A 15084-nucleotide genomic window follows, 5' to 3' on the forward strand; every position below is an offset into this window, starting at 1 on the left:
ATGCTTCTGTCTGACAACGTAGAAAAAGTAGCGCGATTCTTGGGAGAGCGAGCCGGTGAGGGCCCGGTTGGGGTTCTTCTTTTGGTCGATCGTTTTCTGGAAACTGCGGTTGACCTGAATTTATTCGTGGCAAGGGGTTGCAAAGTTGTGGAGGTGCCACTGGCGCACCCAGCATGTTTCGCGTCTAACACTACCCCGGTTCTGATTCAGATTCGTGCGCAGGATACGGATCTATTGGGGTTGTCCGCGTCGGCCGCCATCGCAGAACAGCAAGACCCCGTCCTTGAAGGGGCTAATGGGCTGTCAATTTCCGGATGGATCGAGACATTTGACGAGCCAGAAGTCGTAGCCCGGCACTTGTCGGGCGTCATGGTGCATCGTGGCGCCTCATTCAAGGGGAGGAGGCTTCTCCGCTTGTCTGATCGACGTGTGATGGAGTTCGCATGGACCCTCCTGAGCGGGGAATCGCGGCGCGCGCTTTTGGGTCCAATAGTTTCTTGGCACGCGGTTAATCGTTGCGATCAAATTGTTACTTATGAGGCAGCTCACGAAGCTGCAAAAAGCGAGACGCTAAGTGAAGGCAGGCTCTCTCTCAATGAGGAGCATTGGTCTGGTTTATCGCAATGCCAGCTGGTCCAAGAAATGACGCGAGGTTGGAAGCGCATCGCGCCGTCACTTCCGGTCGACTATCTTCACCAAGCTCGGGGTGCCGTAAGCGGAGCGACCCAGCTTGGTTTATCGGTGGGACAGGATGTGCTGTTGTTCGCTGCGTACACCCTGCAGATACATCCATTACTGCATCGTCACAGATTGGTGGCTGAGCTTGTGCAGCGATCATTGGCGGAGAATATTCCGCTAATAAATGTACTTAGCGAAGTGCCGGATCCTGACGGCTGGGATGCAATCAAGAAAGAACTGGATTCGCAGGATGTTGATGGCGTGCACTTCAGTTCACCGTATCAATAAGGAAAGCAGATATGTTCAACGGAAGTGGTCCACTTAAAACATACGGTGCCAACGCTGCAGTAGCTGCCAGTGCAGGCGGGAAATGCAGCCAAGGAGGCTGTCCCTCGTGCGTCAAGACTGGATTGCCTATGCTTTTGGTGCGTCCGGGTGTCGTGGCTAAGCCGTATATGAGTCATATCCAGGGTCACCTTGCGCCGCTGCTCCGCACTATCGGGTTGCCGCGGCTAAAGTATCTTGATTATGCGGCAAGAACACTTCGCGAGGGCTATCTTTACGCTTTTTACGAAAAGCCGCACACAGCAGAAATTAAGGCTCAAAGCGGTTGGCAGGTAAATCTCGTTGATGAAGGCGGATACTTGACGCCCGTGCCACTCTCGCCAATTCCGCTTGTTGGCGTAGGTGAGGTGCCAAAGTTTTCGTGTGAGCGTACGGCCGGCTATGCCGCGGCGATGTTGTTTGTCATTCCCGATGCGAAGAATACGGGGCGTGTATGGGTAGCTTTCAGTGAGAGCCCTTGGGCCCCCAAAGTTCTTGAGCGCTACGCCAAAGACGAAGCATTGAGAAATCGGCGAATGACCTGCATCGACGCGTCAAAGGCGCGTGCCGGAGCATCTTTGCCACTAACCGCTGCATCTGTTGAAAAGTTGGTTTATGACTATGCACCGAATATATATTCGTCTGCTGGGGTAGGGAATCCCTATCAGCGCTGGTTGCCAAGGATGGTTGGTGCGCGAGAGGTCGAATCGAAGATTCCGGAGCAGGAGGAAGTTCCTGTTCGATCCGAGGGAGCCTATGACGTCTTATCTGCTGCCCGGGAAATTATAGCGACCGGGCGCACTCAGTATGCAGAGTCTGATTTGATGCTGGTAATGGTCAATGATGTTATAGGTATAAGTCATGAAACTGCGGTGTTGCGTGCAACCTATTTCAAAACGGCTGGGGAGTACGTTCTCGGCAGGGCTGACGGCAATGTAGATAAAGCAGACTGGATGCTAAAGTCTGCGTTGAGCATCGAGGGGCTTATTGCCAGTCTTACGCAGGCCGGACAGCGCAAGCAGCAAGACTACGACGAGGCGGGCTACTCTCAATACCACAAAACGTCGATGATGTATGACGAATTCGTGCGACTCCAACAGGCAAAGCAGCTTCCACCTGAAGCGGACTTTTTGGAGGCGACCTCAATATCTACTGGGGTCGGAAATCCGCCGATACCTGACTATTCGATTCCCGGCACGGTTCTATTGCCTTCTCCGGTCAAGCAAGCAGAAGATCAATGCGAAAAGCTACGTAAAAAGCTGCGTGGCTACGGAACGCGTTCCGACTACAAAACGTTTCTTGGTGTTTACGAACAGCACGCAGCGAGAGATGCCGAGGGTCTTTTGGCGATGGAAGGTGATCATTTCTCCTGTCTTGATTGTTCGCCACGAAAATTAGTCTACGAAAACGACTTCGATGAAAGCGATGCGTTGAGTGGTTTTTTCTACGCAAGTACTACCGCGCGAATACTGTGCGGTGGTCACATAACAGGCAATACTCCAAGCGAAAGCGCAGAGGCTGCGCCTGGGAGCCTGGGGAAGGGTGGTGGTGGTGATTGGTATTCAAAATATCTAAGCGACGATCCTAGTTTGCGGGAAAATATATTACTGAGGGCTCTGCTAGGTAATACGTCGAGGGGTTTTAGTGAATGGTTAGAAAAACGCGATGGTCATTTTGGATTAATGAGTAATGTTGTCGATAACGTCGAGGAGCTGGCAAGAAATCCGGCTGCCGCAGGTTGGATAAGATTTGGTGGAAAAACCGCCAACGGACTGCGCATGCTTGCTTCGGGGTATGTTTCGGCGCTGTTGCCAGTCGTCGGTGGTGTCGCGTGTTTGCTTAAATTAAGTGGGAGGTTGACGCCTGTCGCGTTGGTGCGGATGGGGAACTTGATCTCGCTAGTTAGTAATGCAGGTGCACGTTATGCGAGTGCGACATTGGTTGGGGTTACCATGCCATTGTACAAGGCGCTTCGTGTCTGGCGACGTATGATGATTAGTATCCAGGATGCATCAATTTCAGCTGGCAAGGTCACCGCTGCAAACAGAGCTGCAGTTGTGAGTTTTGGCAGCATGTTGAAGACGATTGGCGCGACTACCGCCGCAGATGCCCTGGTTGAAGTGTATATGTGGATTGATAAAGCACCGCGCGAAATGGAGGCTTGGGCGCAAGCAAATGCGCTTAAGTCTGTAGCGGCCACAGGCGTAACGCGGCATGCGATGCGGGCTGCTCATTACGCAATTCGTCTGATGCCCGGTGTTGCCAGTGCCACTTGGACTCAGGCCACACGGCACATAACCGGGAATACACTGGCGCAACTCACGGGCACCACTGGCAAAGTCTTGGCCAATGGCACTGCGGTCATGGCTGGGGGAGCAGGTGTCCTTTCCATAATTTCTATAATGAAAAGCTATGAGCAGTTTGCAAATGGTAGTCAGGCTGAGCGTGGAGAGGCCGCGGTGGGTATGCTAACGGGAGCACTAGCATTTGGGGGTGCCGCGCTAACGTTGCAGGAGCAAATATATAGGGCGCGCTCCAATGATCTGCGTGCTGCAACAGCGAAAATGTGGGCGGGCCGACTGGTTGCGAGTGCTTCGTTTATCGACGCCACTGTCTCTGTTGTGAAGGCGCTTCGTGCTAGATCTCGGGGCGATTATGCTGCGATGGGGGTGTTGGCCATTCAATCCTTGGTCTTAGTTGGTGCTGGAGCTGCTGCTTGGGCCTCTGCTGCGGGATCTTCTGCCACGCTTCTCGGTATCGGAGCTACTGGCTGGGGTTTAATTTTGGTTCTGGCTGGCATCGGACTTACTTTTGTTTACTATTATATTAAGGACTCGCCGCTGGAGGAGTGGGGGGCATTGAGCTTTTGGGGGGATCGCACTGGTAGTGGTTTTTCGGGCCTAAGTCAGGAGCAGCGGCAGCTTGATATGCTTCAGGCCGGGGTGAAGATGGAGTTTGAGGTTAGAACGTTTTCGGATATATCAAGTCCCGGTGGAAAAGGTTTTTGGGGCAACTTCGTTCTTCCGTTGGCTATAAAGAATTTCATAACAGACAAGGATCGTTGGAAGCGGGCTGGTGTCCGAGAAGGTCGAGTGAGAATTAATATGCCTGATGAGCTTCAGGGTCTGGTAAAAGTATATATAGGTATATACGCCAAACCTCGTAGGGGTAGAGGTATGGCGCTGCTTGGAGCGTACTTGGCTGAAGGTACTCGCTGGGGTTTTTTGGATGGTGAATATCCTGATACTATTGATGTGCGAGATGATGTTATTCAAATTGGAAGCGAGAAGCGTGAGAAGGGAAATCTTGAAATCGTGAGAGCATGTGGAGTTCCTTTTGCTGACTACAAGGAAGCACATGCGATTGTGTGGCTGCAGGAAATTGATCGAGATGGTGAGCAATTTGATGGTGTCGCGGATCTGAAGATAAAGTTGGCGGATGGAGAATAGGCGTGCTTGGAATTAAAGAAACATGGGTTGAAATTTGGAAGCAGCCTGAGCCTGAGGTCGTGTTTTCGCCAGAGCTTTGTCGCGGAAATGCGCACGCTAAGCGTACACCGTATCGCGTTTTGCCTTCAGATCACGGGAAGTCTTTAGGTGTTGAGCCGATCGCGTTCGATGCAGTGTTGAGAGTCTATCCTCATTGCATTCAAATCGGCACCGTTAGAGGTGAGTACGCAAAAAATGTTGGTTGGTCTAAATTCTCAGCTTTCTTTATGTGGGGGTTTGTACTATTTCTGCTGTGTTCAATTGCTTGGGCTGTGGCTGATTCTCACAATGGCCTGTCGCTCGATTTTTTGTTCTTGGCTTCAATATTTGGGTTTATGGCTTATTTCCTTTTTTGCTTCGGGTTCTATTTTTGGCGGATGGCTCGAATCCAGTCCCTGGATGATCCGGTTATGTTTAACCAAAGAGCCGGTACGGTATATGTTCTTCCGTATAAGAAAGGAGGGTTCTTTAAGTTCTGGGAGAAGGGTAAGCACGGTGCACCCTTGGCCTACCGATGGGACGATCAAATCCGTGCGCGGATCTACAATTACATCCATTTTCGGGGGGGGAGTATGGCTTCGGAGGGTTTCGAGCTTGGGCTCCTTGCAATTCGTAGCGGCTCAGTTAACGAAGTGGAGCAGTTGATTCAGTTGGGTGTTCAATCCAACGGTTTCGACAGTACGCAATTGGCGCTTTGGGAGCACATCAGGCAGTACATGGAAGAAGATGGCCCGCCGCTGCAACCAGGTGACAAATTGCGCGCAACGGATTTATCCCGCGTTCCAGAATTTCCCGCAGAGATTATCGAAGAGGCGGGTGGACCCGCCTTGGACCAAGAAGCGATTGACCAGCTGGTCCAGGCGAAGCGACGCCAGTGATTACAATTACGGCTGCGAGCATGGATTTCAGTGGGGCCGCAAAACGTTGCGGTAGTAGTACCCCCTCAGATTGCCAGCTTTTTTTTGTCGTTATGGCGGATTCAAGACCTACCCACTCGCTGGGACCCCTTCAGCGTGTCGACTCGCCAGGAGCTCGGAGGGGGCGTGACCTCGTTTTCTGTGGTCCTCAGGCGAACCTGGCTGACGGTAGCGGTTGGTCATGGCGGTGAAGGAAACAACAGTAGCCGTCTGGAGTCAGGCGGAGCCTGAGGTCACTTTTAGTGCTGCGCTTTCCCGAGATAACGCGCACGCTCGCCGGGTTCCGTATCGAGTTTTGCCGTCGGATTTTGGTAAGTCTTTAGATGTCGACCCAGAAGCTTTTGATGCCATTTTGAGAGTGTATCCGGCAGCAATTGAGGTCGGTACTGTGCGAGGGGAATATGCAAAGAATTTGGGGTGGACGAGGTTTTCAGCGTTTGCTATGGGGTCGGTTAGTGCGCTTTCTTTCGTAATTTTGATGTTGGTTGTCGGTCGGATCGGCGCGTCGGTCAATGTGGCCTCTTTTGCGTACGCGGCGCTGCTCGCATCTTTGGCGTACGGAATGTTTTGTATGGGATTCATGTATTGGCGATGTGCACACTATCAATCGCTAGATGATCCGGTCTTGTTCTGCAGAGCGTCGAAATCTGTGTACGCGATGCCATATATAAGGGGAGGGTTCTTTAGGTTTTGGGAGGTAGGTCGATATGGCGAAACGACACGGTACAGATGGAGTGATCAGATCCGCGCGAGGATCTACAGCTACATATACTTTCGTGGCGGAAATCTTGCGTCCGAAGGGTTTGAGCTAGGCTTGCTCACCATTCGCGAGGGCTCTGCCAACGAAGTTGATAACTTGATACAGCTCGGTGTTCAATCTAACGGTTTCCACAGCACGCAATTGGCGCTTTGGGAGCACATCAGGCAATACATGGAAGAAGACGGCCCGCCGCTGCAGCCAGGTGACAAATTACGCGCAACGGATCTATCCCGCGTTCCACAATTTCCCGCAGAGATTATCGAAGAAGCGGGTGGACCCGCCTTGGACCAAGATGCAATTGACCAGTTGGTCCAGGCGAAGCGACGCCAGTGATTACCATTACGACTACGAGGATGGATTTGAGCAGATCTGTAAAATATTGCGGCATCAGCACTCATTCGGATTCTCAGTATTTCTTCGTCGTAGTCGAGGAGCCAAGATCGCCCGGCTCGCCGGCATCCGCTCAGCTTGTCGACTCGCCAAGAGCTCTGCGCGATGGTGACCTCGTTTCCTGTGGTCCTCAGGCGAAGCTGGCTGACAGTAGCGATCAGCCATGGCATTGAAGGAAACAACGGTAGCCATCTGGAGTCAGGTAGAGCCTGAGGTCACTTTCAGTCCTGTACTTTCCAGGGACAACGCGCACGCGCGACGCGCTCCTTATCGTGTTCTCCCTGCGGATCATTCGGTGTCGCTAGGTGTTGATCCTGCCGCGTTTGACGCGGTGCTGAGGGTCTATCCTCACGGTATGGAGGTCGGTACAGTTCGTGGGGAATATACTAAAAATGTCGGTTGGTAAAAATTTTCTGCCTATTTCATGTGGACAGTAGCGGGTTTCGCTTTTTTGAACATACTGTGGTCATTGGTGGATTCTGGCTTCTCAATTTCGCTCGGGTTTATCTATCTTGCTTCCATATTGGGTTTCAAGTCATATTTTCTTTTTTGCTTTGGATCGTATTTTTGGAGGCAGGCAAAAATTAGTTCGCTAGACGATCCAGTTTTGTTTAACAAAAAAAACAAAGTTGGTTTATATCCTTCCATACTTACAGGGTGGTTTTTTTAAGTTCCGGAAGAGTGGCTCTCACGGCGCGCCCATAGCGTATGGATGGGACGAGCAGATTCGAGCGCGGATCTATAATTACATCTACTTCCGGGGTGCAAACCTTGCGTCAGAAGGATTTGAACTAGGCTTACTCGCCATTCGCCAAGGGACGTCGAACGAAGTGGAGCAGTTGATTCAGTTGGGTGTTCAATCTAACGGTTTCGACAGTACGCAATTGGCGCTTTGGGAGCACATCAGGCAGTACATGGAAGAAGATGGCCCCCCGCTGCAGCCAGGTGACAAGTTGCGCGCAACTGATCTATCCCGAGTCCCAGAATTTCCAGCAGAAATCGTCGCTGAGGCCGGAGGGCCAGCTTTGGGCCAAGATGCGATTGACCGCTTGCTCCAGTCGAAGCGTAGCCATGAATACAACGGGGACTGCGGGTCTGGGCTAGAGGAAATGCGCATCGCATCGCCCTGCAAGAACCAGAAGTGAACCTGACTCCGTTAGTCGCAGATTGTTGGAGGTTAGCGATGGGCAGTAAAGTGGAGTCGTCAGCACTAGTCTGGGCAGGTGTTGTACGCGATCTTCGGGTTGAGGTGACAACTGTAGACGCCTTTCAGCAGGACCTGCTGCAACGGCGGACCGCATTAGCCGGGACTTTGGCCGCTGCGGCTGGGTTAAGTGGGATAGCAGCCGGGATGGTGGCAATGTCTATGCACGAGATGCGCGAGCGGGCATTTTCGCTGACGTTTCGGCTCGGCGATAATAATGTACGGGCCGTATTGTGGGGTTGCCCGTTTCAAGATGGAGACGAGATTGAGATTGTTGCAGAGCGAGAGGACGACTACCTGCGTGCGTTTGCAGTACTTCGTCCCAAAGATAGAATCGTGGCTCTATTCCCCCACGTAGTTTCTGGTCGGTCTGCGCACAATAAATCTACTTTAAAAATTCTGCTTTGGGTGCACTTGGCGATCGCAATCTTTACTAGTATGTCCATGACCTTCTTTTGGCTTTTAGGCGGTGGCGGAGACCCGGGGTTCTTCATGGCGTGTGTCGGGGCGGTCATACTGGCAGCTATTGCTATGTTCACGATAATCGGCTGGAGCGTTTCTAGAAAATATTTGCCATTTGTAATGATGGCCGAGAATATTTTCTCTGTTTTGGGTTGGCGTGATGTTGGTCGAATCAATTTGCGCGAGCAGACCATGAGGCGGATTCTGGCGGGAGATCCTCCGGAGCTTGGCCCGTTCTATTTTAAGTACTAAGCGAATTTCTTCAGCGGTGTCGGCTTCTTTGGCTAAAGCATTCTTGACGACCTGCAGCCAAGCCAGCTACAAGGAGACGGATGATGTGCTAAAGAGTACTCATCGAGCAAAAAATCGGCTCGCTGGTTTCTGTCCAGTTTGTCGATTCGTCAAGAGCGTGGGTTGAATGCGACGTAATTCCTTATGGTCACTAATGTGAAAATGGTGGACGGCAGAGGTTGATCATGGTGCTAAAGGAGACAACGGTCCCAGTTTGGAGTCAGGCGGAGCCTGAGGTCGAATTTAGTTCTGCGCTTTCGCGGGATAACGCGCATGCGCGACGTGCGCCTTATCGTATTCTTCCGGCGGATCATTCAGTGCCGCTTGATGTTGATCCTGCTGCGTTCGATGCGGTACTGCGAATCTATCCGGAAGGCCTGGAGATTGGTAGCGTTCGTGGCGAATACGCTAAGAGTGTTGGCTGGTCGAAATTTTCCGCATATTTTATGTGGTCAGTTGGGGTCGTTTTTTTTGTTTTGTTATTGATGGCGCTGGTGCAGGTCGAAATCCCTATAACAGTTGATCTTTTGTTTACGCTGGCTTTTTTTGGGTTTCCGTCATATTTTCTTTTTTGCTTCGGGACCTATTTTTGGCGCCTAGCGACAAAGAACTCGCTGGATGATCCAGTGCTCTTTAACAAAGCAACAAGGTTCGTCTATATCCTTCCGTATCTAAAAGGAGGTTTTTTTAGATTCTGGAAGAACGGCTCTCATGGCACACCTCTAGCATACAGATGGGATGATCAGATTCGAGCGCGCATCTATAACTATATCTACTTCCGAGGCGCGAATCTTGCATCGGAGGGTTTTGAACTCGGCCTGCTTGCTATTCGTCAAGGCACCGCGAACGAAGTGGAGCAGCTGATCCAACTGGGTGTTCAGTCCAACGGTTTCGACAGCACGCAGTTAGCGCTATGGGAGCACATCCGGCAGTACATGGAGGAAGACGGGCCGCCACTGCAGGCAGGCGACAAGCTTCGTGCAACCGATTTCTCCCGCGTACCAGAATTTCCGACCGGAATAATCGCTGAGGCTGGCGGATCAGCCTTGGATCAAGGTGAGATTGACCAGTTGATCCGGTTGAGGCGTAGCCCATGAGTACAGCAAGGAGTACGAACTTTGGCTGCCGATCCATAGCAATAGTGAGGGCTTTCGGATCATAAAAAAACCTGATCCGGCGATTCGCTGGATCCCCACACCACTTCCGTTCGCAAGGACCAGCAGTGAGCCTGGCCCCTCTGCGGGCCAGATTTTTCCGGTGATGATGTACGGGCTACTCTTGAAGTAAAGGACGAAGATTGATGGTTTCCGGAGAGGTTGGCTCGAATTTGATCCCGGGGCGCTGCGTCGAGGATTTGGCAGGAAGTTGTGTTGGGTATATAAGAAATTCGAAATTGCCGGCCGAGTTGGTTAACAGAATCGACGACGTTGTTTTGGAGATATCAAGGTCTTCGATAATTATGCGGGGCGGCCCTTTATTGTTCGCAATCTTAGGTCTTTTTGGTTTCTTCGCTTGTTTTTCGTTGCTTATAAAAATTGCTTTCCCGTTGGATAGCGGGGTTATTGCTGTTGTTTTTGTTTTACCAGTTTTATTGATAGGTGCATCTTGGATTGTTTTTCTGTTATTCAAAACGGATCTTGGTATTTCGAGTGATCGGCCAGTTCGTTTTAATAGAGCTCTTAAGAAAATCTATGTTTATGAGCATTCCTATAGCTTGAATCCATTTAGGGAGTGGCCTGTGACTGTAAAGATTTTCGACTGGAGTGATGTTGATGCCAAGATATATTGTTATAAGGGATTCACGGGCAAGGTCTATATGCAGAGGTTTTCCCTTTGGTTAATAGATCGAGGGCGCTCTGATGTGGGTGGGTGTTTTCAGTTGATGGGTAATTGGCCAACCACCAAAGAGATGCATGATGCTTGGGATTATTGTGTTGAATACATGGAGTCCGGCGTGTCGGGTGTTCCTGCTTGCGAGCCTAGAAATCAAGACGTAACATTTCGGCGCAGCTTGTTCCACTATATGCGTATGTTTGACCCAACCAAAGATGGAGAGAAAGTGCGCAGTCGAATGACGGCAGGTGATTGGTCTTTTAATTTGCCGTTTCTGCTGTTGACATTCTGGCTATTTTTGCCGATGGGGGTTGCGCACTATTTTGCGATGCGATTCTCGCCTGCTGTCATCTGGCCGGAAGCCGTAGATAAGGAATCACTTGGTAGCTAGCAATCCTTCCGGCGCAAGTTCTGGTTGCGCGCTGCACTTCGATCAGCGGGGCGGGGATGTCGGTGGAGGATAAAGATGAACATTGAAGCGTCGTCGTCGGTGCGAGTTCTGATGGGCACCATGCGCAACCTTGAAGTTGAAGTAACAACGGTTGACGCGTTCCAGGGGGAGGAGTTGCAAAAGCGCAGTGCGCTTGCCGGAACGTTGGCAGCTGCTGCCGGATTGAGCGGGCTAGCTGCTGGGATGGTGGCTATGTCTATGGAAGAGATGCGCGAAGAGGCTTTTGCGCTGACTTTTCAGTTGGGCGATGAGGCAGTGCGTGCGATTTTATGGGCGAACCCTTTTCAGGATGGGGATGAGGTTGAAGTGGTGGCGGAAGAGGCCGATGGTTACATGCGGGCGTTCGCCGTGCTTCGTCCACGTGACCGGATCATCGCTCTTTTCCCTCACGTTGTGTCCGGTCGATCGGCGCATGTTAAGACAACAATTAGGGGGTTGCTGTGGATGTCATTGGTTGTAGCGATTGTCACCGTTGTAATGTTGACTTTTTTTTGGGCTATAGGTGGCGGAGGTGAGGTCGCCATGTTGATGGTTACTATTGGTTTTGTGATACTGGGAGGTACAGCGATTTTTTCACTAATCGGCTGGAGTGTTTCCAGGAAGTATCTTCCGTTTGTGAAGATGGCGGAGATTGTTTTCACTTCGGTTGGTTGGAAGAACCCTGAGGAAATAAATTTGCGCAAGAAGACTATGAGTTCTATTCGGCCGGATGATCCGCCAGCGCTCGGTCCTTTCTATTTTCGCTATTAATCGGTATCAGAGCAGTATTGTTAACTGGAGATTCTGTAATCGATTGCGGCCTTCCTATGGCTGATCGAGGAGCGTCGTTCTCAATGCTGTATTGATGGTTATGCAAGCGGCGGATGGAGATTTACGTGCATATGGAGTGAGTTGATATGTTGACAGGTTGGTATCCAAAATTTGAGACTGAGAGAGGGATGCTCAATGTCGAAAAGAAAGAGCATCTTGCTCAGGGGGTAAGCGGTGATTTCCATCCAGATGACTCCGCATCACTGATATCCCTTAACTCGACATATGCGGACTTCGTGGATCGAACCTTTTCAATGAAAGGTTTTATCCCGACACTCGCCGCAGGTGCTCTTAGCCTTTTCATTGTCGTTGTTGCTATTTGCGCCGTGGTTTTGGTCTTTCCGGTGAATCCAACATTGACCGAGTTCACGGTTGTGGTTCTATTTCTATTGCTGGTGAGCGGGTTGGTATATTTTTTTTGGAACCTGGTGCTTCGACACGACTTATTTGCATGCCGTTACTATCCGATTAGATTCAATAGGCTGACGAAGAAGGTTCATATTTTTAGGAATAACGGCGCGAATGGCGAGGTTGTTGTTTCCTGGGGAAGTGAACGTCTCTTCTTCTTTGTGGGTTGGGGCAATCAAAACAAGGAGTTGTGCGACCTTCGTTGCCATATTTTAGATAAAAATAGGACGATAGTAGATACGTTTACTGTAGGGACTTTCACTGACGATCCTTCGCGAGTTCGTGGTCGTTGGGAGTTTATTAATAGGTACATGGACGGCGGGCCCGATTATGCTGTTGCTCACGAGGCGGATAAGATCATTACGCTGTCCATGAAGAACAGCTTTAGGAACTCATATCGCTGGACCTGCTTCTTGCTTGGCAGGTCGTTGTTTCCCTTAAGACACTTCCTGTTTCCTTGGTATGGGGTATTGGCGCTAACTCGTTGGCTGGTTATGGCAACATGTGCGACGCCCCATTTTTCGCCCGCGACCGTTGCGGAGAGTAGATTTGATCCAAATGACGAGGGGCGTTGGGAAGAGCCTGAATACATCGACCAGTTTGGTGAGCGCCCGGACGTAGTGGCGAGAATGAGGCAGCTTCATCGTGAGCGGAAGCGCGGAAGGGGCGGTACAGACCCCTTGTAGTTCGATGCCTGCTTCGTTTAAGAAAAAGCCCGCTTAGGCGGGCTCGTTGAGAAGCAGTGCAGAGCCTCCCGATGGCTGAGTCAGCGTCGTTCGGGAATTGCTGACTTCCCGTCGATGCCCAAGCGCAGCACACACGCCATCACATAGCAGGACAAGCCGGATCCCTTCCACGTACGCCTGCACAGATCTTCGCGCGGCACTCCAGGCCCTTGGTAGTGTTTGCACCAGGGCAGGCACGCAGCTGGGTCTGGATGGTCGATTCTGTTGAAGCAGTCTTCCGCGTTGCCACCTGCTCGAACGCGACGCGTTCGTCATCGGCACGCTTCTTGTCGTCTGCTTCAATCTTCGCGATCAGATCGTCCATGGTCTGAGGCTGTGGCGCTGCAGCAGCTCTCTTCTTCTTGCTTTCTTCTTCCTTGATGATGCCCAGCAGCGTGCCGAGCAGGTTTTCATCCTGCGTCCTGCTGCCTGCAGCGGTGCGTGCAGCTGCTGGTGCGCGCTGCGCACGCGCTTCTCTTGCAGGAGCTGCAGCCGTTGCACTTGAAGTTGTACTTGCTGTCGCAGGCAGCGCCTGCGCCGGCGTTGCTGCATTGCGGCTGTTTGCGTCCGTGGTGTCCGGTGCATCAACAATCATCGCGGCACCATTGCTACCTGCAGCTGCGGGTGCATCGGGGTGTCCGGTGACAGAAGTTGCAGACGAATCTGGAACTGCGTCAGGGTTCAACGAGTACTCGGCATCGTCCTGTGTGCTGCTGCTTGAGAGCCACCACAGTGTTGCGCTTGTGAATGCAAGCAGCAGTGCGCAACCCGCACCAACCCACAACCAGACACGCCGGCTTTGGGGGGAGTGGTCTTTGGTGGCGCGCGATGATGCGGCAACCTGTCGACCTTCCATGTCTGCGAGAATGCGGCCCGTGTTCGGTGCCGGGCCGTTGTTCTGCGCTCCCCCTGAGAGCAGACTCGGCCGATTTATTCCGCCATTATTCAAGTGCTTCCAGCCCTTGGTTTGAGTCGGCTAGTGCCGAAACGAATACGCGCATTTGTAGAGTAAGCCTCTCGATGCGTCAACCTGCATTGTCGTCATGGAGGACCGGTGACTGTAATTGTCGTTGTAGCCATTGTGCTGTTGCTGCTTGTTGCGTTGCTTTGCTGGGGCCTGTTGTTCCCTGAGTCGCTGGGTCCGGTGTTTGCGGGTCTGCGGGCGCGTTGGGTTGCAGTGCGACAAAGGGCGGGACGTGCAGGCGATCGCGCTGGCGCAGGTGCTGCGCGTGTGCGCAGTGGGGTTCGTGAAGAGGTTGTGAGTGTACGCGGCACGCTGCGTCGTCACTGGCCCGTGTTGGCCATCGCGATAGGCTTGCTGTGCATTCCTCCGGTGATAATTCTGATGTCACGACAGACAGTGGTGCTGTCTGATTTCCGCGGTGATGATCTTGCCGAGTCCGGCTCCATGGTTGCGCAATTGCTGCGTGGCGAGCGTCTGACGCCGCCGCCTGCGCCGCCACCGGAGGTGTTCACGACCACAGAAATTCGCCGCCTGCGTCCAGAGATAGTCACTGCTGACCGCAAATGGAACCAGATTGATCCGGATCTGCAGCAACGCGTTCTGGCTATCTACGAAGTCATGCGTCGTCAGTATGGTTACGAGATGGTGTTGATCGAAGGCTATCGCAGCCCCGAGCGACAGGCCGAGTTGATGGCCGGTGGCAAGGCGACTCGTGCCGGTGCCTGGCAAAGCTGTCACCAGTACGGTTTGGGTGTGGACAGTGCGCCAATTCGTGACGGACGTCTGCAATGGGACATGGAAGATCCGTGGACCCGGCGCGGTTATTTTCTGTACGGCGAGCTTGCTGAACAGGCAGGTCTGGATTGGGGCGGCAACTGGCGCAGCATCAAGGACTATGTGCACGTAGAGGCCACGGCGCGATGCAAGGTGGCACGCAACGCGAAGCGTGATGAACTGCGACGCCAAGGCTTATAAGCGCGAACAAGTGCTGGTATCGTACGCCGGTGATGACTCGGGTCGCCGTTGGACAGGGGCGATGGAAAGACCGGGTCACGGCGAATCAAGGAGTGTGATGCATGGCACGACCGTTTATCGTTGTCGGCGACAAGTTAAGTCATGGCGGTAGCGTGGTGTCTGGCACTGGCCAGACAGACGTGAACGGCAAACCAGTTTCCCGCATCGGGGACCGCGCCATCTGCGCGGTGCACGGGGCAACTTCAATCATCAGTGGTGACGCTACCGTCGTAATCGACGGGCAGCCTGTAGCACGTGACGGAGATCGCACTGCATGTGGGGCCACGTTGATGGCCACACAGAGCAGCACTGGGTTGGGCTGAGCGCGACACGCGGTACAGGAGCAGCGCATGGAGCACAGCGAC

The 15084-nt window shown here is 52.4% G+C and carries 12 protein-coding genes; 11 read left to right on the plus strand and 1 reads right to left on the minus strand.

Features of this window, described 5'->3' with window-relative positions; all coding sequences use genetic code 11:
* The 9 genes from ACVOLR_RS01025 to ACVOLR_RS01065 all read left to right on the plus strand — a co-directional run bounded on the left by ACVOLR_RS01025 (nt 1) and on the right by ACVOLR_RS01065 (nt 12702).
* Nucleotides 1-966, plus strand: coding sequence for a hypothetical protein (locus ACVOLR_RS01025; protein WP_481534793.1), 966 nt, complete (start codon nt 1-3; stop codon nt 964-966).
* An 11-nt stretch (nt 967-977) separates the two neighbouring features.
* Entirely contained in the window at nt 978-4451 is a 3474-nt protein-coding gene (locus ACVOLR_RS01030) for a T6SS effector BTH_I2691 family protein (RefSeq protein WP_481534794.1), read from the plus strand.
* 2 nt (nt 4452-4453) lie between these two features.
* The gene (locus ACVOLR_RS01035) at nt 4454-5368 is read left to right on the plus strand and encodes a DUF6708 domain-containing protein (protein ID WP_481534795.1); all 915 of its coding nucleotides are present in this window, start codon (nt 4454-4456) and stop codon (nt 5366-5368) included.
* A 220-nt stretch (nt 5369-5588) separates the two neighbouring features.
* A complete protein-coding gene (locus ACVOLR_RS01040; RefSeq protein WP_481534796.1) occupies nt 5589-6500 on the plus strand; it encodes a DUF6708 domain-containing protein in 912 nt (303 codons plus the stop codon).
* Between the two features lie 1240 nt (nt 6501-7740).
* Nucleotides 7741-8475: a putative type VI secretion system effector gene (locus ACVOLR_RS01045; protein ID WP_481534797.1), complete on the plus strand. Its 735-nt coding sequence runs from the start codon at nt 7741-7743 to the stop codon at nt 8473-8475.
* A 224-nt stretch (nt 8476-8699) separates the two neighbouring features.
* On the plus strand, nt 8700-9611 hold the full coding sequence (locus ACVOLR_RS01050) for a DUF6708 domain-containing protein (RefSeq protein ID WP_481534798.1): 912 nt from the start codon (nt 8700-8702) through the stop codon (nt 9609-9611).
* Nucleotides 9612-9814: 203 nt separating this feature from the next.
* The gene (locus ACVOLR_RS01055) at nt 9815-10738 is read left to right on the plus strand and encodes a DUF6708 domain-containing protein (protein WP_481534842.1); all 924 of its coding nucleotides are present in this window, start codon (nt 9815-9817) and stop codon (nt 10736-10738) included.
* Between the two features lie 75 nt (nt 10739-10813).
* Complete coding sequence (locus tag ACVOLR_RS01060; protein ID WP_481534799.1) at nt 10814-11548, plus strand: putative type VI secretion system effector; 735 nt, start codon at nt 10814-10816, stop codon at nt 11546-11548.
* 188 nt (nt 11549-11736) lie between these two features.
* Entirely contained in the window at nt 11737-12702 is a 966-nt protein-coding gene (locus ACVOLR_RS01065; RefSeq protein ID WP_481534800.1) for a DUF6708 domain-containing protein, read from the plus strand.
* A gap of 139 nt (nt 12703-12841) precedes the next feature.
* Here the strand turns inward: ACVOLR_RS01065 and ACVOLR_RS01070 are convergent, their stop codons facing one another.
* Entirely contained in the window at nt 12842-13336 is a 495-nt protein-coding gene (locus tag ACVOLR_RS01070; RefSeq protein ID WP_481534801.1) for a hypothetical protein, read from the minus strand.
* A 750-nt stretch (nt 13337-14086) separates the two neighbouring features.
* Between ACVOLR_RS01070 and ACVOLR_RS01075 the strand changes: the two genes are divergently transcribed.
* Together ACVOLR_RS01075 and ACVOLR_RS01080 are read left to right on the plus strand one after the other, a co-directional pair.
* A complete protein-coding gene (locus tag ACVOLR_RS01075; protein WP_303749870.1) occupies nt 14087-14680 on the plus strand; it encodes a M15 family metallopeptidase in 594 nt (197 codons plus the stop codon).
* Nucleotides 14681-14781: 101 nt separating this feature from the next.
* Nucleotides 14782-15042, plus strand: a complete 261-nt coding sequence (locus tag ACVOLR_RS01080; protein ID WP_481514723.1) for a PAAR domain-containing protein — start codon at nt 14782-14784, stop codon at nt 15040-15042.
* Nucleotides 15043-15084 lie beyond the last annotated feature (42 nt).

It is taken from the genome of Stenotrophomonas sp. STEN030, assembly GCF_056759995.1.